At 39.9% G+C, this 22,145-nt stretch carries 23 protein-coding genes; 4 read left to right on the top strand and 19 right to left on the bottom strand.

What is annotated here, in order from left to right; translation table 11 throughout:
• Positions 1–6 precede the first annotated feature (6 nt).
• Positions 7–987, bottom strand: coding sequence for a phenylalanine--tRNA ligase subunit alpha (gene pheS / locus AC1M9H_RS09345; protein WP_035265373.1), 981 nt, complete (start codon positions 985–987; stop codon positions 7–9).
• Positions 988–1,156: 169 nt separating this feature from the next.
• On the opposite strand from pheS, the gene AC1M9H_RS09340 reads away from it, so the two are divergent.
• Positions 1,157–2,182, top strand: a complete 1,026-nt coding sequence (locus tag AC1M9H_RS09340; protein ID WP_035265371.1) for a hypothetical protein — start codon at positions 1,157–1,159, stop codon at positions 2,180–2,182.
• Here the strand turns inward: AC1M9H_RS09340 and AC1M9H_RS09335 are convergent.
• The 6 genes from AC1M9H_RS09335 to AC1M9H_RS09310 all read right to left on the bottom strand — a co-directional run bounded on the left by AC1M9H_RS09335 (position 2,167) and on the right by AC1M9H_RS09310 (position 4,925).
• On the bottom strand, positions 2,167–2,706 hold the full coding sequence (locus AC1M9H_RS09335) for a P-loop NTPase family protein (protein WP_481613253.1): 540 nt from the start codon (positions 2,704–2,706) through the stop codon (positions 2,167–2,169). The two genes, AC1M9H_RS09340 and AC1M9H_RS09335, sit on opposite strands and share 16 nt — an antisense overlap.
• Positions 2,707–2,789: 83 nt before the next feature.
• Entirely contained in the window at positions 2,790–3,149 is a 360-nt protein-coding gene (gene rplT, locus AC1M9H_RS09330) for a 50S ribosomal protein L20 (RefSeq protein WP_004867327.1), read from the bottom strand.
• 11 nt (positions 3,150–3,160) lie between these two features.
• On the bottom strand, positions 3,161–3,355 hold the full coding sequence (gene rpmI / locus AC1M9H_RS09325) for a 50S ribosomal protein L35 (RefSeq protein ID WP_004278281.1): 195 nt from the start codon (positions 3,353–3,355) through the stop codon (positions 3,161–3,163).
• Positions 3,356–3,513: 158 nt separating this feature from the next.
• The gene (locus AC1M9H_RS09320) at positions 3,514–3,939 is read right to left on the bottom strand and encodes a YqaA family protein (protein ID WP_035265367.1); all 426 of its coding nucleotides are present in this window, start codon (positions 3,937–3,939) and stop codon (positions 3,514–3,516) included.
• A complete protein-coding gene (locus AC1M9H_RS09315; protein WP_481613252.1) occupies positions 3,936–4,235 on the bottom strand; it encodes a hypothetical protein in 300 nt (99 codons plus the stop codon). Before AC1M9H_RS09315 ends, AC1M9H_RS09320 begins: the two co-directional genes overlap by 4 nt.
• Positions 4,236–4,307: 72 nt before the next feature.
• Positions 4,308–4,925, bottom strand: a complete 618-nt coding sequence (locus AC1M9H_RS09310) for a glutathione S-transferase family protein (protein WP_035265364.1) — start codon at positions 4,923–4,925, stop codon at positions 4,308–4,310.
• A gap of 280 nt (positions 4,926–5,205) precedes the next feature.
• Here AC1M9H_RS09310 and AC1M9H_RS09305 point away from each other — a divergent pair, with 280 nt between their 5' ends.
• On the top strand, positions 5,206–5,676 hold the full coding sequence (locus AC1M9H_RS09305; RefSeq protein WP_179998611.1) for an Hsp20 family protein: 471 nt from the start codon (positions 5,206–5,208) through the stop codon (positions 5,674–5,676).
• Between the two features lie 441 nt (positions 5,677–6,117).
• On the opposite strand, the gene infC is transcribed toward AC1M9H_RS09305, so the two are convergent.
• A complete protein-coding gene (gene infC, locus AC1M9H_RS09300; protein WP_081403231.1) occupies positions 6,118–6,669 on the bottom strand; it encodes a translation initiation factor IF-3 in 552 nt (183 codons plus the stop codon).
• Between the two features lie 5 nt (positions 6,670–6,674).
• Positions 6,675–8,597, bottom strand: a complete 1,923-nt coding sequence (gene thrS, locus AC1M9H_RS09295; RefSeq protein WP_092768341.1) for a threonine--tRNA ligase — start codon at positions 8,595–8,597, stop codon at positions 6,675–6,677.
• Positions 8,598–8,922: 325 nt separating this feature from the next.
• Here thrS and AC1M9H_RS09290 point away from each other — a divergent pair, with 325 nt between their 5' ends.
• A complete protein-coding gene (locus AC1M9H_RS09290; protein WP_481613251.1) occupies positions 8,923–10,542 on the top strand; it encodes a glutamate synthase-related protein in 1,620 nt (539 codons plus the stop codon).
• 57 nt (positions 10,543–10,599) lie between these two features.
• On the opposite strand, the gene AC1M9H_RS09285 is transcribed toward AC1M9H_RS09290, so the two are convergent.
• From AC1M9H_RS09285 to AC1M9H_RS09275, 3 genes are read right to left on the bottom strand one after another with little or no spacing between them, the layout of a single operon-like run.
• On the bottom strand, positions 10,600–11,799 hold the full coding sequence (locus AC1M9H_RS09285; protein WP_481613250.1) for an alanine racemase: 1,200 nt from the start codon (positions 11,797–11,799) through the stop codon (positions 10,600–10,602).
• A gap of 3 nt (positions 11,800–11,802) precedes the next feature.
• Positions 11,803–13,092: a D-arabinono-1,4-lactone oxidase gene (locus tag AC1M9H_RS09280; RefSeq protein ID WP_481613249.1), complete on the bottom strand. Its 1,290-nt coding sequence runs from the start codon at positions 13,090–13,092 to the stop codon at positions 11,803–11,805.
• Positions 13,089–14,831 carry a neutral/alkaline non-lysosomal ceramidase N-terminal domain-containing protein gene (locus AC1M9H_RS09275; protein WP_481613248.1) on the bottom strand — a complete coding sequence of 581 codons (1,743 nt, stop codon included), beginning with the start codon at positions 14,829–14,831 and terminating at the stop codon, positions 13,089–13,091. Before AC1M9H_RS09275 ends, AC1M9H_RS09280 begins: the two co-directional genes overlap by 4 nt.
• A 264-nt stretch (positions 14,832–15,095) precedes the next feature.
• On the opposite strand from AC1M9H_RS09275, the gene AC1M9H_RS09270 reads away from it, so the two are divergent.
• Positions 15,096–16,736: an acyl-CoA synthetase gene (locus AC1M9H_RS09270; protein WP_481587552.1), complete on the top strand. Its 1,641-nt coding sequence runs from the start codon at positions 15,096–15,098 to the stop codon at positions 16,734–16,736.
• Between the two features lie 57 nt (positions 16,737–16,793).
• Here the strand turns inward: AC1M9H_RS09270 and yjgA are convergent, their stop codons facing one another.
• Genes yjgA through pcnB form a run of 7 tightly spaced genes read right to left on the bottom strand, consistent with a single transcriptional unit; the run spans position 16,794 to position 22,121 of the window.
• Positions 16,794–17,327, bottom strand: a complete 534-nt coding sequence (gene yjgA / locus AC1M9H_RS09265) for a ribosome biogenesis factor YjgA (RefSeq protein WP_035265351.1) — start codon at positions 17,325–17,327, stop codon at positions 16,794–16,796.
• Between the two features lie 2 nt (positions 17,328–17,329).
• Positions 17,330–17,599, bottom strand: a complete 270-nt coding sequence (locus AC1M9H_RS09260) for an HPr family phosphocarrier protein (protein WP_035265349.1) — start codon at positions 17,597–17,599, stop codon at positions 17,330–17,332.
• Complete coding sequence (gene rapZ / locus AC1M9H_RS09255) at positions 17,596–18,447, bottom strand: RNase adapter RapZ (protein ID WP_035265345.1); 852 nt, start codon at positions 18,445–18,447, stop codon at positions 17,596–17,598. The genes AC1M9H_RS09260 and rapZ overlap by 4 nt, the downstream gene beginning before the upstream one ends.
• Positions 18,448–18,486: 39 nt before the next feature.
• Positions 18,487–19,326: a pantoate--beta-alanine ligase gene (gene panC / locus AC1M9H_RS09250; RefSeq protein WP_179998617.1), complete on the bottom strand. Its 840-nt coding sequence runs from the start codon at positions 19,324–19,326 to the stop codon at positions 18,487–18,489.
• Positions 19,327–19,328: 2 nt separating this feature from the next.
• Entirely contained in the window at positions 19,329–20,138 is an 810-nt protein-coding gene (gene panB / locus AC1M9H_RS09245; protein ID WP_035265341.1) for a 3-methyl-2-oxobutanoate hydroxymethyltransferase, read from the bottom strand.
• A gap of 40 nt (positions 20,139–20,178) precedes the next feature.
• A complete protein-coding gene (gene folK, locus AC1M9H_RS09240) occupies positions 20,179–20,667 on the bottom strand; it encodes a 2-amino-4-hydroxy-6-hydroxymethyldihydropteridine diphosphokinase (RefSeq protein WP_035265339.1) in 489 nt (162 codons plus the stop codon).
• Positions 20,664–22,121, bottom strand: coding sequence for a polynucleotide adenylyltransferase PcnB (pcnB, locus tag AC1M9H_RS09235; RefSeq protein ID WP_481588712.1), 1,458 nt, complete (start codon positions 22,119–22,121; stop codon positions 20,664–20,666). Before pcnB ends, folK begins: the two co-directional genes overlap by 4 nt.
• Between the last annotated feature and the right edge of the window lie 24 nt (positions 22,122–22,145).

Raw genomic sequence — 22,145 nt, 5'->3', positions numbered from 1 at the left:
AAAGTTTTAAGCAAACTGGCGTAAGAAACGCACATCATTTTGGTAGAACATACGCAAGTCGTTTATGCCATAACGAAGCATTGCAAAACGTTCAACACCTAAACCAAATGCAAAGCCTTTGTACTTGTCTGGATCAATACCCGCTGAGCGAAGAACATTTGGATGTACCATGCCACAACCTAATACTTCTAACCATTTTCCTCGCTCATCCATGATGTCGACTTCAGCACTTGGTTCTGTGAATGGGAAGTAAGATGGGCGGAAACGTACTTTCAAGTCTTTTTCAAAGAACTCATTCAGCAAATTAACCAATAATCCTTTTAACTCAGCAAAGCTCGTATTTTCTGCAACGTACAAACCTTCAATCTGGTGGAACATCGGAGAATGTGTTTGGTCTGAGTCACAGCGATACACACGACCTGGACATACAATACGAATTGGTGGTTGCTGTGTTTCCATCGTTCGAATCTGTACACCAGAGGTATGCGTACGAAGCAAATGGTTTACATCGAAGTAAAAGGTATCGTGCATTGCACGCGCAGGGTGATGACCAGGAATATTTAATGCCTCAAAGTTGTGATAGTCATCTTCAACCTCTGGACCAGTCGCAACAGAAAAACCTGCTTTCGTGAAGAATTGACAAATACGCTCTTGTACTTGGGTCACTGGGTGGATACTGCCCACCTGTTGACCACGACCAGGCAACGTGATGTCGATCTGTTCACTTGCTAATTTTTGTTCTAGTGCAGCTTTTTGTAATGCAGTTTGACGCTCAGTTAATGCGCCATTAATCGCTTCTCGAACTGAATGAATCTGCGCACCAAAAACCTTACGCTCTTCCGGATCCATTTTACCCAGTGCTTTCGATTGTTCAGCAAGCTGGCTTTTCTTACCCGTAAATTGCACTCGAACCTGATCGAGTGTTGCAAGGTCTTGAGCTGCTGCAATGGCAGCGAGCGCTTCAGTGGTCAGGGCTTCCAGTGACATAGTAACTCTCAAAGCAACAAATATAAAAAATAATATAACTGCGCATTCTAACAGCTTTTATAGCTCCGTATGAAGATCAGCAAGTGTTAAAATTGGATGTGGAATTAAATTGGAAATTACATTTATAAAAAGTTTAAGATATGCGCAATGATCATTGAGAAGATATGTCATGGCATTAGATCAAATTTGGAAACAACAGCTCACACTCGTGACTTACGGCAATGAGTTTTTAAGTCAGGATTTAAGTTTTCAACACTGGAAAAATCATGCGATTTTTAATCAGCACCATTTCCTTTTTCGAGATTTAAATACGCAACACTTATTGGCACAACATTTCCAAGTTTGGTTAGAAAGCTTAAAACGTCAGGGTGTCACACGCTTAAGCCTACATAACTCAAGTTTATTAATCGATGAAAAAAATCCCAATCCAAATGTTGAGCTTTTACCATATCCCCATTTCATTGTCAGTCATCACCGCAATGTAAAAACAGCATGGATCTGTGGTAAAGAACTTGCCGAATGGTATAGTTCTGAACAAGACTTCGACATACCAAACAACCAAACACTCCCTGCACGAATTGAAACATTTTGGCGTTTTGATCTATCCACCCAACATATCAAACGTGTTGAGGCAGATCTTCAAGCACCTAATTGGAATGATATTCACGACTACACAGAGAATGAGCTGTTCGATCGCGCATTAGCACAAGGGGTGGAATCCGTTAAACGTGGCGCAATCTTTTATGGTACTGACGATCAATCACCCTCCAACGCTGGAGCTGCCTTACCATTACTGCCACAAGATTATGCAGCACCTTATGCCAATGAAACCTTAGTGCGTTTCATGCATCTAGAACAACATTTAAAGATTCAAAAACGAAAGCTTTTGGAGCAAGATCATCAAGAATCTCTTGAGGAAGAAAAACAACTGAAGGTATTTCAACAAAAGTTAGATGACCTGAGTGCAAAATTCATTACTAAAGTAGCAAATCACTATAAAACTGCTCATTTAAAAAGCCCCGAAATTCACTCCCCTTTGGATGAAGCCTTAACACATACTCAACATGGAAAACGCTTTTTCAACAATGATTCCAGTTCTCACCAACCCACACCTAAAACAGGTAAATCAAATGTGTTTGCCCTCATTTTAGTCACTGCAATAATCTGTTTCTGCGCTTACTATTTTGGACTGTGATGTTTTAAAAATTCATCTAATTGTTCAGTTTTATGAAAATGTAGCCACTTTATATGATGATATTGAGTGGCATTCATCATCTGCAAATATTTAAGTCTATTTTTCCCATGTGTTTGGACTACCCACAATATTATTGAGTCTTTACTTAACAATTTCGCCCAATGTTCTCTATTGTTAGAATTTTTCCATATTTTCTTTTGGCTAATCACACGGTATAGCGACCTCTTAATCACACGATAAAGATTTACGCGTAGTGAAAAATCCAACCACATCACAGTGTCGATCTCACTTAAGATTAAATTTTGAATCAGGGAATAATTACCATCAATCACGAAGCCCTTATTCATAGACCTAACACGATTTATAAATTTTTCTTGAAATTGTATTGAAGCTGACTCGATCCAGTTATCCAACCAAAAGAGATTATCAAGTTCAATATGATCGACTTGCAGTTGAACAGCCAACTTACGTGCAAAGGTTGTTTTCCCAGATGCTGCTGTACCGACGACCATAATTTTATTCATACTAATCTCTTGGCTTTATTTGGTCGTAAACGATGAAAATAAAAAAGACCGCTAAAAAGCGGTCTTTTTCTCATCTACGATGATTAAGCAGCTAATGCGCCTTTAGCTTTTTCAGCTAAAGCAGCAAATGCAACTGCGTCATGCATAGCGATGTCAGCAAGTACGCGACGGTCGATGATCACTTGAGCTTTTTTCAAGCCATCGATCATACGGCTGTACGACAAACCATTTTGACGTGCACCAGCATTGATACGCGCAATCCATAAAGCACGGAATTGACGTTTCTTTTGACGACGGTCACGGTAAGCATATTGACCTGCTTTGATTACCGCTTGGAACGCTACGCGGTAAACGCGTGAACGAGCACCATAGTAACCTTTAGCGCGAGCAAGAATTTTTTTGTGACGGCGATGAGCCTGTACACCACGTTTTACACGAGCCATTTATAATCTCCTTAGATGTACGGGCACATACGACGAACTGAAGCAACGTCACTTACGTGAACCATTACACAGCCGCGCAATTGACGAATACGCTTAGCAGATTTTTTGGTCAAAATGTGGCGTTTGAACGCTTGTTTACGCTTAAAACCGTTAGCAGTCGCTTTGAAGCGTTTTGCTGCACCACGGCGAGTTTTCATCTTAGGCATAACAACCTCTTTTGAACACCTGTTCGGCTCGTTTGCACCATTACAATACGACCTGCAGGTAAGGGAGCGAGTATTCTATAGCATCTTTGCGCAAAACAAAAGCACCGTTAATCTTGATTCAGACAAATTAATCTTGATGAGTTTTACTCTACGAAAATTTAGAACAAACCAAGATACACCCAGTAGATAAATAGATATCGACCTGTTTTCGCTATACCCACCACGAAGATAAATTTCCAGAATTTTTCTTTCAAGATTCCTGCAATTAAGGTGATTGGATCACCAATGATAGGCACCCAACTTAAAAGAAGTGACCATGTACCATACTGCTGATAAGCCCGTTGAGCACGAATCATTTGATCTGACTTAAATGGAAACCACTTTTTGGTTTTAAACTGCTCTATTTTTAAGCCCAACCACCAATTAACGCATGAACCCATCACATTCGCTACACTTGCAACAAAAATAAGCATCCACGGCGAAAATTGTTTTAGAGCAAATGACCCCAACAATATTGCTTCGGACTGTAAGGGCAATAAAGTGGCGGCTCCAAAGGCACTTAAGAACAATAAAATCAGATTCATTTACTGGACTTATTCACCGCTAGAAGTTTCTGAGTTTTACGATATTCTTTTATCGACCAAGCAATTGCTAACACTACTATGATGGCACGTAGCACCGTATATTTACTCGTTGTCGCTGGAATCACCTGTTTTAATTGATCCCTAGAATCTGGATCGATTGCTGCAATGATATTTTGCACATGAAATATTTCGACGATATAAGAAGCAACACAGAGTAAAATACCAGCAATAATTGCCCAGTATACTTTTGAATTAGATTCAACAATTTTGCTGAAATTTAAAAAAAAATCCTTCATGGCAGTTCTCCATAAAAAAACCACCAAATGGTGGTTTAGATGTATAGAGTTTAGCACACTTAAATCCGTGATCTACTTTAGTAGTGCAAGCGCCTTTTGTACCGCTGGTCTCTGTTGGATACGTTGAATATAAGCTTCCACTTCAGGAAACTCTGCTAAATGAATACTTTGCCACTCGTGCCGCATCAACCAAGGGAAAATTGCCATATCCGCAATAGAGTACTCACCAGCCACATAGTCTTGCCCAACTAACTGCTTATTGAGCACCCCATATAATCTTTTAGTTTCTGTAATGTAGCGCTCGATCGCATAAGGGATTTTCTCTTTAGCAAATTTAGCAAAATGATGATTTTGACCTAACATCGGTCCTAGACCACCCATTTGCCACATCAACCATTGTTCAACCTGAATCCTCGCGATTTCGTGCTGAGGATAGAATTGTCCCGTTTTACGTCCTAAATATTGCAGTATTGCACCAGACTCGAAAATCGAAATCGATTGATTATTCGGTCCATTTTGATCAACTATCGCAGGAATTTTATTATTAGGAGAGATCGCAAGAAAGTCAGTTTGGAACTGATCATTTTCTAATATATTGATTGGATAGATTTGATAATCTAAAGCCATTTCTTCGAGTGCAATTGTTATTTTTAATCCGTTGGGTGTTCCCCAGTAATATAAATCGATCATTACAGTTCAGGCTCCATATGCCCTTTGTTGATTGATTTATCCACCATAAATCATTTCAAACCAAACAACAAGGATAGAATTTTTTTATTTATAAGTTATAAAAAATCAATTATTTATAAAATATTTTAAAAATTTTTTGAATTTATTATTGAAAAATTTCGGTCTGAACCTATATAAAAAATTGCCAGATTTATGATGATCATCTGGTTCTGTTGATGATAGTCATGACAGAACAACATTCTTATTTTTATGACTTTGCTGACCTCAGGAGGTTTTAATCATGAGTAACTTAAATCTTCATCCATTGTTTCGTCGTAGCATTGGTTTTGATCGTTTAAACGATTTTATTGATTATGCAATGCAAAGTGATGCTCCAAACTACCCACCTTATAACATTGAAAAAAAAGGTGAGAATAAATATCGCATCGTGGTCGCTACTGCAGGATTTAGTCAAGATGAGTTAAATATCAGTCTTGAAAATCAGCTTCTCTCGATAACAGGAAAACCAGAAGCTATTCAATCTGAACAAACCGAATATCTTCATAAAGGAATTGCGCGTCGTTCATTTAAATTATCGCTTCGCTTAGATGAACACATTGAAGTTCAACAAGCAGATTATGAAAATGGCTTATTAGTGATCGACTTAGAGCGTATCATTCCAGAAGAGAAATTACCTCGACAAATTCCAATTGGCAAAAAACTTCTGTTAGAAAATACAGAGTCTACTGAAAAAACAGTTCATGTTGAATAAAACATCGAACTTGATGAGTCACAAAAAAGCCGATGCAAAAGTATCGGCTTTTTTTATAGATCAAATCTACAGGTGCTTTGAGCAACTAACTTTCTGATATACTCATGTGCAATAAAAAATTCTTTATGAATCATCTTAAAGACGTTAAAACACTCCAAACCTATTCAGCTTTACCATCCATCTAGAATTTTCTATGCTCAAGTACGAGTTTACCTGTCGAAATAATTACATTTTTTACTCAAGCCACAAAATGATTCGTGAAGTTTAAAATATACGTTTATTAGACTTCACTAAAGTACTGCCTGATGGAAATATTCAACTGATGATTTATACCCCAACTACAGTCGTTCCTCTCTTTACTAACTCAGGATGTACCTATATCCCTTCAATCAACATATAAAAAAAGCCCTGCATGTGCAGGGCTTTTTCTCTAAATCGGTTTTACTTTTTCTTTTTAGGACCAAGTAACATACCCATTTGACGGCCTTCCATTTTTGGTGCTTGTTCCACTACACCGATTTCAGCGACATCAGCTTCAATCTTTTGTAATTGAGCAAGACCCAATTGTTGGTGAGCCATCTCACGACCACGGAAACGTAGAGTAATTTTAACTTTGTTGCCTTCTTCAAGGAATTTCAGAATAGCACGCAACTTAACATTGTAATCACCAACGTCTGTACCAGGACGCAACTTGATCTCTTTAACCTGAACTTGATGCTGCTTTTTCTTAGCATCTTTTTGCTTTTGCTTCAGATCAAATAAATGCTTGTTGTAATCCATGATTTTACAAACAGGCGGCTCTGCATTCGCAACGATCTCAACGAGGTCAAGATCAACTTCTTCTGCAGCACGCAACGCTTCAGCAAGTGAAACGATGCCTTTTTGTTCTCCGTCAGCGCCAACGAGACGCACTTCTTTCGCACGAATCTCATCATTTAATGCAGGACGATTGCTTTTAGCACCTTGTTGTTGGTTACGGTCAGGCTGTTTAATCTTTCTTACTCCACAATATACCGGCCGCGTTCGGCTACGGCTACTTTCACTAAGTCAACGAATGCATCGATAGACATAGTACCTAAATTTGTTCCAGAGCGAGTACGTACATTCACTGTACCTTCCTCTACTTCTCGATCCCCAAGCACCAATAGGTATGGAATACGCTCTAAAGTACGCTCACGAATCTTAAAGCCGATTTTCTCATTTCTCAAGTCTGAAATCGCTCGAATGCCATTTTCTTGCAATTTAGCGACGACTGACTGACAAGCATCTGCTTGAGAATCGGTAATATTCATTACACATGCTTGAATTGGTGCCAACCATGGTGGCATAAATCCAGCGTAGTGTTCAATAAGTATACCAATAAAACGTTCAAAACTGCCAAGAATTGCACGATGAAGCATCACAGGATGATCACGATCGTTGTCTTCAGTGACATAAGATGCATCTAAACGTAATGGCAAGTTAAAATCGCATTGGATTGTACCGCACTGCCAGATACGACCTAAACAATCTTTCAAAGAAAATTCAATTTTAGGACCGTAGAACGCACCCTCACCAGGTTGTAAATCCCAAGCGAGACCCGCTGCATCCAGTGCGTCAGCTAAAGATTTTTCAGCAACATCCCAAAGCTTATCATCCCCTACACGCTTTTCTGGACGTGTTGAGAGTTTCATTTGCACTTCTTCAAAACCGAAATCTTTATAAACATCTAAAGTCAGTTTAATAAAGTCAGCAACTTCTTGACCAATTTGCTCAGTTGTACAAAAAATGTGTGCATCATCTTGGGTGAAACCACGAACACGCATAATCCCGTGTAATGAACCCGATGGTTCGTTACGGTGACATGAACCAAATTCAGCAAGACGAATTGGTAAATCACGGTAAGATTTTAAACCTTGGTTAAACACTTGAACATGACATGGGCAGTTCATTGGTTTAACGGCATAGTTACGGTTTTCAGAATGTGTAGTAAACATGTTTTCTGCATAGTTTGCAGCATGTCCTGATTTTTCCCACAGACTAAAATCGACCACCTGAGGTGTGCGAATCTCTTGATAACCATTGTCCTGCTGAACTTTACGCATGTATTGTTCTAAAACTTGATAGATCGTCCAGCCATTTGGATGCCAGAACACCATGCCTGGTGCTTCTTCTTGCATGTGGAACAGATCAAGCGCTTTACCAATTTTACGGTGGTCACGCTTTTCAGCTTCTTCAATACGTTTGATATAAGCAGCCAACTGCTTCTTATCCGCCCAAGCCGTACCATAAATACGTTGAAGTTGTTCGTTTTTCGCATCACCACGCCAGTAAGCACCTGACATCTTCGTCAACTTAAATGACTTTAAGAATTTAGTGTTTGGTACGTGAGGACCACGACACATATCCACATATTCTTGATGATAATAAAGACCCATTTGAGTCTCATCTGGCATATCTTCGATGAGGCGTAATTTATAATCTTCACCACGCTCAGTGAATACTTTGATCACTTCATCACGAGGTGTCATCTTTTTAATGACATCATAATCTTGATCGATGAGCTTTTTCATACGCTCTTCGATGGCAGCCATATCATCTGGTGTAAATGGTTTTTCACTGTAGATATCGTAATAGAAACCATCTTCAATGACAGGTCCAATCACCATCTTTGCTTCGGGGAAAAGCTGCTTCACTGCGTGACCAACTAAATGGGCACAAGAGTGACGAATAATTTCAACACCTTCATCATCTTTAGGCGTAATGATCTGCAACGTGGCATCATCAGTGATTAAGTCACATGCATCAACTAGATGGCCGTTTACACGACCTGCAACCGTATTTTTTGCAAGACCTGGACCGATGCTTTGAGCAACTTCCATGACAGAGACAGCTTGATCAAATTGTTTTTGATCGCCGTTTGGCAAAGTAATAATTGGCATAAAAAATCCTTAAGGAGTGATGCCCCGTACAATGGAGCATGTCACCGCGAGATTATGATCGAGGCGAACCTCAAAAGATAAAAACGGTGGATAAATAAAATCGCTAGAGATTTTACACGTGTCACGTTGTTTAATAAACCGTTAATCGAGCATTAGGCGATAGCAGTTTTAATTGTGACAAAAATAGTTAAAATATATTCCCAATTTAATATTTAAACCAATATTATCCCAATTATAGAAAAATAATCTTTTATACTTTCTATTAGATGATCAACATACTTTTAAACAAATAAATATAACCCACTGAAATCATTAGGCAGGTCATATGAAATCTCACCCACTAATTGCTTGGTCTACACTCCAGCCGCTTAAACCCGCATATGCTTTAGCAGCCAATGTGGATCTTGTTGTTCTTCGTCTTGAAGATCATGATGAAGAAAAAGTCGTTGTCATGTATGGTCGTTGTCAGCATCGCGGAGCACTCATGTCCGATGCCCATATTCAAGGCGACAAAATTGTATGTGGCCTTCACGGCTCTCATTACCTCTATAAAACTGGCATTAACCCGAGATATCTCAATAAAAATCTGCAAAAATTTAAAGCTTGGATTCATGATGATCATGTCTATGTTGACTTAGAAGAAATCGAAGCTTGGGAAAAAAGAAATCCACAGCAATTCAACCGTAATCGTTATCAAGGACTCTACGCAGATTCTCAGCCTGCTCCTGAAGAGCCACACAATAGATTCATCTTAGAATTAGCTCGAAATGGTCTAAAAAATTTCGGTCATCATGGTCCTACCGCAGCCATGGGTGTGCCTTTTGACAAACTTCCAAAATGGGAAGATATTCAACTGGTCACAGCTCAACTTTGGAAAGTTCCTCTACTGGATGATGCCCCCGTTGCAAGCGAAGTGATTATTGGACCAAATGCAAAAAAACCATTGAGACTCAATATTCCATTATTTGTTTCCGACATGAGTTTTGGAGCTTTATCTCAAGAAGCAAAAACTGCACTGGCAATGGGTGCGGAAATGGCAGGTACTGGCATCTGTTCTGGTGAAGGTGGAATGTTAGATGATGAACAAGCCTCGAATTCACGATATTTTTACGAGTTGGCCTCTGGTCGTTTTGGCTATGACATTGAAAAAGTAAAAAAATGCCAAGCTTTTCACTTTAAAGGTGGACAGGCAGCAAAAACAGGAACAGGCGGACATCTACCCGGGCATAAAGTGGTAGGAAAAATTGCAGAAGTACGTGGTTTAGAAGAAGGACTATCTGCGATTTCTCCCGCAACCTTTCCGGATTGGACTGAACTTTCACAGTACAAGGAGTTTGCAAACTATATACGCGAGCAGACAGGTGGCATTCCGATTGGCTTTAAACTGTCTGCACAGCATATCGAAAAAGACATTGATGCTGCGATTGCGATAGGTGTGGACTACATTATTTTAGATGGTCGTGGTGGTGGTACAGGTGCAGCACCAACATTATTCCGTGACAATATTTCAGTGCCGACCATTCCTGCTTTAGCACGGGCACGTCGTCATTTAGATCGTTTAGGACGTCGTGACATTAGTTTGGTCATTACAGGTGGCTTACGTGTCCCTGCTGATTTTATTAAAGCCTTAGCGCTGGGTGCAGATGCCATTGCCGTGTCTAACTCTGCCATGCAGGCAATTGGTTGTTTGGGAATGCGCGCGTGTAATACAAATGAATGCTCTGTCGGTATTGCAACACAAAAAGATCATTTGCGTCGAAGACTCGAAATAGAAAAATCAGCACAGCAACTCGCCAACTTCTTCAATGCTTCAGTCGAGTTGATGCAAGTAATGGCGCGTGCTTGTGGGCATGACCATTTAAGTAAATTTAATTTGGATGACTTAACCACTTGGAAAAAAGAAATCAGTGAATTAACGGGCATCCATTACGGCGGCGTCCAATAAATTTCAAACCAATGCTAAAAAGGGATGATTAACTTCATCCCTTTTTTCTTTTAATCACTACTCTCTAAAATTTTCCCAAGGTTCAAATTTATTCGATTCCAAGTCAGATGAATTCCACTCATTTTCTTTTCGATAAAGATACGTGCGATTGAACTGCGGGATGACCACTTCACTCTGACTCGGTCGAATAAATACGTAGTCATCAGGATGGATATCAATTTTACGATCGACACAAATCATTTCCTGATTGGTGCTTCGTCCATACAATAGATGAGGATGAGATTTTGCTGGATAAACATATTGACCCATCCAATAGCCACCATAGATAAAAACCGCTTGATGCTTCTGAAAGAATTTTATTTTTTTAAATGAAGGCATCCCAGGCAACGAGACTTCGTCTAATACTTTCAGTACGGGACTCGCAATATATAAAGCGGGTTTAAGCAAAGAAAGATATTCAGAATCAAAATCGCTGGGCTTTAGCAACATTGAGCCAAATGACAGATCATTACACACACTATCTTTCACGTGAAAACTAAAGGTTGGACTTCCTCCTCCGTTAAAACAAAGCTGAGCATGATTTAAATCTGGAAATTGGTGCTTTAAGATGTGCTGATAATTTTGATAAATATGTTGAGATTCAGCATAAGCTGTTTCTGCACGCTTCACCACCTTAGGTAGTTTAGTGACATGCGCATCGTAGCCCATTAAACCACTTAAATTTAAAGTTTTTTGATGCTGCTGAATATAATTGAGCATTTGTATAAATTCAGCAGAATTTTGAACGCCTCCACGATGTAATCCCACATCAATTTCAAGATTGATATTGAAGCTAAGTCCCAGTTGATCAGCCAAGGCATGATATTGTTGCAAGCGAACAAAGGAATCAATTAACCAATGTATCTTGCATTGGATTGGCGTGTGATGGTTTTGATAAAACCTTTCTACTGCACGAATTGGCATCGGCTTGCCAAAGAGTAAATCAGCTTGATCAAAATGATTGAACATCAATTCTAAGTGATCAATATGGAACACCATAAAGTGTCTGGTGTCTAAATCGAAACTTAGCTTTTTTAACAAAGGCAAACAAGCCAAGGATTTAACGACCAACCGCGGTTTTAAGTGCTTTGCCGAAGCTAACTGATTTTTTACATAAGCAATATTAAAGTTTAATGCATCGTCATCGATCAAGAGCATAGGTTGACCTAAACCATGTGCCCGCAAATCATCATTCATTTGATTAAAAAAACTATTCATCTCTCATCCTTGCTGCCCAAGTAATAGTTTTTCAAGATAGGGATTGAGAAACTTTCGATGGGGATCGAGCGCTTCTCTGATTTGCATAAATTCATTCCATTTCGGATAAAGAGCTCGAATCTCTTGATGAGACAGTTGATGCATCTTAGCCCAGTGTGGACGGCCTCGATATTTTTGAAAAATCGGCTCAATAAGATCAAATACTTTTTGAGGTGACTGCTTATAATATTGATGGATGGAAATCGAAATACTGTCCTGCTGATAGAAAGGACTTAGCCAAATATCATCCCCTTTGACCACGCGAAATTCGATAGGGAAAAAAGAATTTATCTGATATTTTCTAAACGTTGCAATCACTTCTTTGATGCATTGAATGCCATTCTCAATTGGAATTTGATATTCCATTTCATTGAATTTGGTATTCCGAGGTGTTGCAAAAATATCACTCGACCAATCAATGAATTCTGTTGGCTTCACAAAAACACCGACTAATTTTTGAAGATATTTCGTCAAAAAAGGGGCTTTTTTAGAAATTTCACAACACCATGTTAAAAGTTGACCCTCGGATGGCCAAGAAGTTTCTCTTGGCTTCACCTCACCCTCTGTAACATCAAGTGTTTTAAAAATTAACTGATCTGTAAAAGGGAAAATAAAATACTCCAAATGCCGATGTTGGTGCATCAATTGGAGAAATTGATCAAGGCTTTCTTCTACAGGGGCTAAATGAATTTTCTCTTCCAATTTATATCTAGGGCGGTTTTGCATGGTTATTTTCGTTAATATCCCGAGCGATCCCAACGATACTCTCCCTGCCTGAAAAATTTCAGGGTTCTCCGTCTTTGAGCATTGGATTAAATCCCCATTTGCCTGTAATAGCTCAAAATCTTCTACATAGCCTGAAATAGAATATAGCGCTGCACCTGTCCCGTGTGTTCCTGTAGATACAGCACCAGCTAAACTTTGTTGATCGATATCACCCTGATTCATAAGCGACTGCTCATAAGGCGCAAGATGCTGGCCTAAATTGAATAGTCGAGTACCTGCCCATAACGTCGCTTGGCATTTAGCCTGATCAGCATTTAAGACACTTGAAAATCGGTCTAAAGAAATAATAGACGCATCCGTTTTTACCAACGGAGTAAATGAATGCCCTGCACCAACCACACGAACTTTAGGATGTTGAATCACAATATCCTGTAATTCATGTAATTGGTCTGGATATAAGATATGTTGCGGGTTTGAGTGGCAATATCCCGACCAGTTAGACCAATAATGATGTGTCAGATTACTCATGTTGCCAACTCCTTTTGTGCAACGGCGGTTTGAACATTTCCCAGATTGGTTCTTTTCTCTAATTCTTTTTGAGGTACTGCTTTAGGTACGCAATTTGATAATTGACGTTGTTCAGGTGGCAAACAAATCTGTTTAGCCAAATGTTTAAAATAGGTTTGAAAAGCTGCCAAAGTCCATTGACCAAATAAAGTGTGTCCACCTTCATAGGCTTGTTCTTGATATTCTTCGAATGTCGTCACATAGCCCATATAGTCATTACAATAAGATGCAAACCAAATTTTTGCGTTAGGAAATGTCGGTAATACACTTTTCTGAATGTTATTTAATACGCGCTTACCTGAAGTTGTTGTAAACTCTCCGGGAGCACATACCAAAAAAAGTTGACCGATTCGAATGAGCTGAATTGGCACGATATGTGGCACTAAATCGCTTTCTTGAATTGCGCCAGCGTGAACTTGAGCATTCATTTCAGCAATGAGTGGATCTAAAACACCAGGAAGTGAACCTAATTTTTTTCCTAATATCCGATGCTGACCCGATTCAAAAATAATATTTTTGGGTCCTTGAGCATGATAAAGCTTCTGATAATAAGCACTTTCCACTGGATCTTTTGAATTCAATTTACTTCGTTTGAATTGTTTTGAAAGTAAATTCATAGCCATGATCAATGGCTTTGCAGCACCCACACCATCGACTGGTGTGCCCGCAATAAATGCTGTCCCATGACAAGCTTGGCTTGTTATCGCATTGCTATATCCACCTGAAAACTCTGGATCAGCCACAGTATTTGCCATATCCACATACTCGAGTACTGCATCCAAATCTTGATATTGGATGTTTTGATTCTGTTTCTCAAGTAAAGCGGCTAAAGCATACTCACTCTGTATACGACCATTGTTTCTCGCATAGATGTATTCTGCTTCTCCTTTTATCTTTTTTCTGATCTTAGTCTGATTCTTTCCATGGAAGTGTGGTGACACATCGCCTGCTGTTGCTTGCGCAAATATACAAACTGGTCCATCCACCCCAGCAGCACTTAAGGTCTCTTCCGAAAGTGTTGCGGCATAGCCTTTATTATCACCATCATGAGCGTCTAATTGATTGCCCAAACATGTCGCATGCACACCAAACAGTGACAACAGAGAATGAAGCTTTTCCCCACGATAAAAGCCAAGGACTTGCATTTGTCGATTGATTGCTTTGTAAGTTTCAGATTCATCGACGAATGCAGTATCGAGATTTCGATTATACGCTTTTATCGAGCGATTCCATGCCACAGGGACTTGCTCAGGAATGTCAATTGTAGCTAATCGAATCTCTGTAAAATCGCGATTGGATAATGCCTGTTGAATACTGGATTGCACAGCATCCACAACTGCATCAAGGTGCTCAGGCACAAATCCTGGTGTCGGCATATTATAAAGAGCTTCATAACCACAACCGCCTGGACCTGAATGGGTATGCGTTGCCATTAGAACCAAACGATGCGGATCGAAACGATCCCTCAACGTTTCATTCAAGCGTTGAATTACATTGATTCGAATTGCTGAAGTAATACAGCCAAAATCTAGACAACATAATATCAATGGGGCATCTTGATCTTTTTGAATGGTCACTGTTCTCGCATACAGCGCAGTTCTTTTTTTATAGGCACGGTGATGCCACATCCCATAGCCAAACATGGCATAGCCTTTGGGTTCGATGTTAATTTCATCTTTCCCCCACCCAACAATATACATATGCAAAATCCTTTTGCTTTTATTATTCGATTTTGAAACTTAAAATCTGTTTAAAATTTACCCTATTTCTCGATCAATTACATTATTCAGCACAAATAAATATCACCAACTTCACGAATAAATCGCAATAAAATGAAGTTAAAAAATATGAAATTTCGCCTAATTGACAAAATGTCACGTTTGCTCGACTAAAGGATAAATGTATTCCGTTTATTTTTTGCTTATCTTTTACTCAGGATTATAAAAATGAAGATGGATACTAAAATGAATTTAAGTCCGTATGACGAACTACCTAGAACGCCAGCAAATTTTGTTGCCCTTTCTCCACTCAGATATTTAGAGCGTGCGGCCTATATCTACCCTCAGCAAGATGCAATTATTCATGGTACACGCCGGATTAGCTGGAAAGAAAAGTACAAACGTTGCCGTCAATTTGCCGATCAGCTGCAAAAGCTTGGTATTCAAAAAAATGATACTGTGTCGGTATTACTTCCAAATATTCCAGCCATGATCGAAGCGCATTTTGCAGTGCCTATGGCAGGCGCTGTACTCAATACATTAAATACGCGCCTAGATGCAAAAACACTCGCATTTATGCTTGAACATGCTGAATCAAAAGTACTTTTAGTTGACCCTGAATTCTCAGAATTAGCACAGGAAGCTTTAGCACAAGTTCCTCAGGACATTTATGTTATCGATGTTGCAGATACTGAATATGAATTCAATGATCAAGCGCCCCGTATTGGAAAAATTGAGTATGAATCTTGGCTTTCACAAGGTAATCCTGAGTTTGAGTGGCAATTACCACAGGATGAATGGGATGCCATCAGCTTAAACTACACCTCAGGCACAACTGGGAATCCAAAAGGTGTGGTCTATCATCATCGTGGGGCTTATATTAATGCAGCGAGTAATATCATTGCTTGTGGTATGACACCCCGTGCCACCTATTTATGGACTTTGCCTCTGTTCCATTGTAATGGATGGTGTTTCGCTTGGACCATGGCCGCCAACGGTGGCACAAATGTTTGTCTTCGAAAAGTTGATCCAGCACAGATCTATCAATTGATCGCGGATCATCAAGTCGATTACTTCTGCGGTGCACCAATTGTATTGTCCATGTTGATCAACACACCAAAAGAGCAACAACGCGAAATTAATCATCGAGTCGAAGTGATGGTTGCTGGTGCAGCGCCACCAGCTGCCATTATTGAAGGTATGCGAAATCTAGGAATCAATGTTACCCACGTCTATGGTCTCACTGAAACCTATGGACCATCAGCGCTATGTGCTTCGCAAGCAGGCTGGAGTGATTTAAGCATCCAAGAACAAGCTCAGCTACATTCACGCCAAGGTGTACCTTATCCACTTCAAGATGGGATGAAAGTATTGGATCCTGAAACGATGCTGCCTGTACCGAACGATGGTCAGACCATGGGGGAAATTATGTTCCGTGGCAACATTGTCATGAAAGGTTACTTGAAGAATCCTGAAGCCACCGCTGAAGCATTTGCTGGTGGATGGTTCCATACTGGCGATCTTGCCGTATGCCAGCCTGATGGTTATGCCAAAATCACAGATCGCTCGAAAGATGTGATTATTTCTGGTGGTGAAAATATTTCTTCACTTGAAGTGGAAGAAGTACTTTATCAACACCCTGCCGTGCTGACAGCTGCAGTTGTTGCAAAACCTGATCCACGTTGGCAAGAAGTTCCATGCGCATTTATTGAATTGAAGCAAGGGCAACAAGCTACACCTGAAGAAATCATTGAATACTGCAAACAACATCTTGCTCGATTCAAGGTACCTAAAGACGTAGTGATTACTGAAATCCCTAAAACTTCAACAGGTAAACTGCAAAAGTTTGTGTTGCGAGATTGGGCAAAAGATCGTGCTGCACTCTAAATATTAAGCATCTAAGAAATAAAAAAGGTCTGAAACATCAGACCTTTTTTTTGACCATTAACGATCAGAGATAAGTGCAACTTGCTGAACGTAATTCAGCAAATTTAACTTAGATTGTGCAACAGCATCCTCACCTAAGTTTTTTTGAATATCACGTTCAATACGAAGTAAATGCTGACGTATTGCATGATGCTCTGCAGCATTGTAAGTCTTCATAAATTCTTTAATAACAGGCTCACCTTGTGCAATCATACGATCGACCCAGCGGTGCAATTGTGCTGTCTTTTTCGCCCCTTGTTGAGGTGTCAAATAAGATAAGATCATGCTCTCGTCTTCATTGCGTAATAATTTACCAATACGCAAAAATTGACGACGACGAGCCTCACCTGATGTTATCAATTGAACATCCAATAAAGCTTCAATTAAGCGCTCTTCCACAGGAAGGCTTTCAATCTTTTTTTTGGGTAACTCAGCAAGTTGAGCCCCTAAAGCAGCCATACGTTGTACAGCTTTCTTTTGTTCAGTTTTACTTGCACGTCCTTCTAAAGACTCAAAATCATCTTCAGTAAAACGTTGCGATCGACGTGCCACGATTATTCAGCCTCGTAAAATTTTGCTGCGAATAATGCTTGAACTTCAGACAAAGCTTTCTCTTCATCTGCCCCTTCAATCACTAGTCTTAATGTAGTTCCTTTGCCTGCACCGAGCATGAGCAAAGACATAATATTTTTGGCATCGACTAATTTATCGCCCTTACCAATTTTAATCGAACTTCGAAATTTGGTAGTGACCTCAATGAGCTTGCCTGACGCACGCGCATGTAATCCTAATTTGTTAATTACGTCAACAGTTGTGTCAATCATGACCAGTGCTTCATTTCTCTATGCAAGACCTGAATAGACCATTGTGCCTCAAGCGCCTTTTTGAGTCTATCCACAATAAATACAGAGCGGTGCTGACCACCTGTACATCCAATCGAAACCGTAATGTAATGGCGATGCCCTTCTGCAAAGGCAGGCAACCACTTCTCTAAAAATTGCTTTAAATCCTCAAACATCATATTCACTTGGTCAAATGATGTCAGGAATTTTTCAATGGGCTCATCTAAACCCGAATATTTTCTAAGCTCTAAATCCCAATGTGGATTGGGTAAATGCCGCACATCAAAAATAAAATCAGCATCCAATGGAATACCATGCTTATATCCAAAAGACTGTAAAATAACAATTAAGTTATCTACCTGCCCTAAGCGGGATAATAATGTATCTTTAAGATCATGGACACTTTTATCTGATGTATCAATCTGTACAGTTGCTCTTAATTGAATCGGCAACAGTAATTGTTTCTCTTCCTGAATGCACTCATTCAGACTTTTAAAACGATTCGCCAGTGGATGAGGTCGACGCGAAGCACTAAAACGAGCAATTAACTCTTGATCTTTGGTGGTGAGATAAATCACCTCGACCTCACCATGTTTTTCCAGTTGCTGATAAACTTGTTCAAATTCTTGCAAATCAGCGCGTGTACTCCGAACATCAACCCCTAAAGCCAATTGTTCTAAATTATTTTCTTGATCTAACTTTCCAACGATCTCAGGAAGTAATGCTAGCGGCAAATTATCGATACAGTAATAACCTAAATCTTCGAGAACCTGCAATGCAGATGACTTCCCTGAACCGGATTGTCCTGTAACAATAAGAATTCGCTTCATGCACCACACCTGACGATCATCATCGAGTTTAATCCTGTTTTAATGACTGATTTGTAAATTGTCGATCAAGCGTGTCGAACCAATTTTCGCAGCAACAAATAACACAATATCTTGGTCAAATTGCTCTACTGCCTGCAACATTGGATTACGTGCTTCAACATAATCCACGACAAAGCCAGCATCACTTAAAGTTGATTTTATCTCAGCAAGAACCTCTGTAAGCGCTTGACCTTGTTTTAAATTTGTTTCAGCAGTTTTTAAAGATTGATAAATGACTGGTGCAATTTGACGATGTTCAGCCGAAAGATAACCATTACGTGAACTTAATGCCAAACCATCTTCAGCACGTGCAATTGGCACACCAATAATTTCAATCGGCATGTTCAAGTCACGTACCATTGTCTTAATCACAGCCAACTGCTGGTAGTCTTTTTGACCAAAAAATGCAAAATGTGGTTGTACGATATTAAATAACTTCGTTACCACTACCGCAACACCATCAAAGTGCCCCGGACGTTGAGCACCACATAAATCATTGGTAATTTGACCGACACTAATGTTTGTTAAGCGAGGTTGACTGCCATACATTTGCTCAACTGAAGGTGCAAAAATAATGTCACAACCCTCTTCAGCCAACAACTGACTGTCTTGATCAAGTGTGCGTGGGTAACTGTCATAATCTTCATTTGGGCCAAATTGAATCGGATTCACAAAAATACTGACCACAACCACATCACATAATTTACGTGCTTCACGTACTAAATTTAAGTGACCTTGATGTAGATTCCCCATGGTCGGGACAAAACCAATAGTCTTTCGTGCTTGACGAGCAGCATGAAGTGATGCGGTTAAACCATGGATTGTTGTTTCAGTTTTCATGATTAAAGCTCAACTTGGAACGTATGTTCTTTAGCAGGGAAAGATTGATCTAGTACAGCAACATGATACGATTTGATTGCATCAAGAATGGCCGTTTCACCAGACTGTTCTTTCATAAAATTACGTACAAAACGTGCAACACGACCGAAGTTTAATCCCAGCATATCTTGAACAACCAGAACTTGACCATCGGTTTGTGCTCCAGCACCAATACCAATCACAGGTACATGCGGAAATAGTTCTGTAATTTCTTGACCCAATTGTGCAGGTACACACTCTAGCAATAACACTGCAGCCCCAGCCTCAACAACGGCTTTACAATCAGCAATCAGCTGATCCGCAGCTTCACGCGTTTTGGCTTGTAATTTATAGCCACCAAATACATGAACGGATTGTGGCGTTAGTCCAAGATGGACACACACTGGAATACCATTGCGAGTCAATACTTCTACCGTTTCAGCAAGCCAAGCACCACCTTCAAGCTTGACCATTTGTGCGCCAGCTTGCATCACTTTTTTCGAGTTTACTAGTGCATCATTGAGTGTGGCATAACTCATAAAAGGCAGATCAGTTAAGATGAAAGCATGGTTATTTCCACGACGTACAACTGAGGTGTGATAGACCATATCTTCCACATTCACAGGCAACGTTGAATCATGGCCTTGAATAGTCATCCCAAGCGAATCACCAATTAAAATGGTATCTATTTCAGCAATTTCCATTGCCTTCGCCATACTGGCGTCATAACAAGTCAGACATGAAAATTTTCGACCTTGCTGTTTGAATTGTCTTAAATCGCTCAGACTGATCATAAGATGTCCTCTAACACAGTTCCTTAGAACATTTTAAAGTTTAAATATTGATCCAAGATGAATCTGCTAAAACATCCAATTGGCTGTGTTTTGCAATATTCGTTTCTCGAATTTTCTGTCCATGAATTTCTAATTCGACATCCAGATCTAATAACGGCAGTATGACAAAATCTCGCTCAAATATCCCGATATGCGGAACAGTTAAGCGATCATTTTGAATCGTTTGATCACCATATAACAATAGATCTAAATCGAGTGTGCGTTCACCCCAACGACGTAAACGCACCCGCCCTGCTTCATTTTCTATTTTTTGTAATTCATCCAATAATTCAAGCGCCGTTAGACTCGTATCTAAACGAACGACCGCATTGTGGTAATGTGGTTGGTCTTGAGGACCCATAGGTGGACTATGATAAAGCCTTGATGCTTTCACCACACCCAGCATTGCCAGTTTCGTATAGGCTTCTGCCATCAACTGCTGAGAATCACCTAAATTACTTCCCAGTCCAATATATGTTCGTACTGTCATTGGATAGGACCAAACACCACTGTATTTAAATCGCGTTTGACACGTTTACGCTTCAAAATAGGATGATCAGCTGCAATACCATTATCCAAAGCGATACTCGCATTTTGCTCTGTTCTTCGCTCATTCGCTGAAGCGGCCTTACGACTGCGGCGGCTACGTGACTCCGTTTCTTTAACTAGCGGTTCAATCTGCTGAGGCTTTGTTTCCGCAACATCTTCGGTCACGGCAACTTTACGTCGTGATTTAGTCCGTTGACGATTGTACTGCGCAATCACACGCTCTTTTTCGTCCAAAGACATCAACTGATAAGCATCCCACCATTGACCCATGCCATTGGTCGTCTGATCTCCAGACTTTTCACGCAGCAACATAAAGTCAAAACCTGCTCTAAAACGAGCATGACCTGAGAGTGCTTCAATTTGCTGAGGTTTTGGGTTCAACAAACGAGTTTGCATTTCCCAAACTTCACGAATAAATGTTTCTGCAAAACGCGGGATAATCGTGCGTGTCGCTTGGCGCTTCAGCACATCTAAGCCAGCTTGAGCACGTGCTTCAGCTGCCACAACACCTTTGTGCATATAAAAATCACAACGCTCAAGGAATGGTTTCCACAACAATACCGCATAGAAAAATGCAGGGTTGATCGTTTTACCAATTTGAATTCGCTGATCTGTATTTTTCGCTGCACGTTCAATAAATGCATCAATATGAGGAGGGATATCTGCAAATAATTGTTTCCAGATTCCAAACTCAATCAACATTGGGAGCACACGATTCAAATGCCCCATTGTGAATAACTTTTGAGATTCATCATATAAACGATGTGGTGATACATCACGTAAAAGCAAGGTTGCTTCAGGTGTAAATACGTCTAAAATTGCAGGATCAATTTTAAAGTTAAGTTTCGCAGCAAATCTTAGTGTTCGTAACATACGAACTGGATCTTCTTCAAAACGTAACTTTGGATCACCCAATAAACGCAATGTTTTTGTTTTTATATCATCAATAGCGTTACAGAAATCAAGAACGATACCCTTACGCGGTTGGTAATACATCGCATTGATTGAGAAATCTCGACGAGCAAAATCTTCTTCAATTGAGCCCCAATTATTATCTCTTAGAATCATCCCTGCAGCAGAAGTCACTGCTTTTTTAGGAGGAGCTCGGAAAGTGGCCACTTCAATTAATTCACGACCAGAATAGACATGAGCCAACTCAAAACGACGACCAATAATTCGGCAACGACGACCAAATACTTCTTTAATTTGTGAAGGTGTCGCATTGGTTACAGCATCGAAATCTTTAGGGGCAAGTCCAAGCATCAAATCACGGACACCACCACCGACGATATAGGCTTCATAGCCGGCTTTAGTTAAAGAATCAATAACATCTAAAATGGAAGAAGGTAATTGTGCAGTGGATAAACCGCACTTTGACGCGTGCAAAGTTTGCAAAAGACGCTGTCTCCTACGTCAGAA

The organism is Acinetobacter sp. ANC_7512 (assembly GCF_056779935.1).
This window is presented reverse-complemented; position numbering and strand designations above follow the sequence as displayed.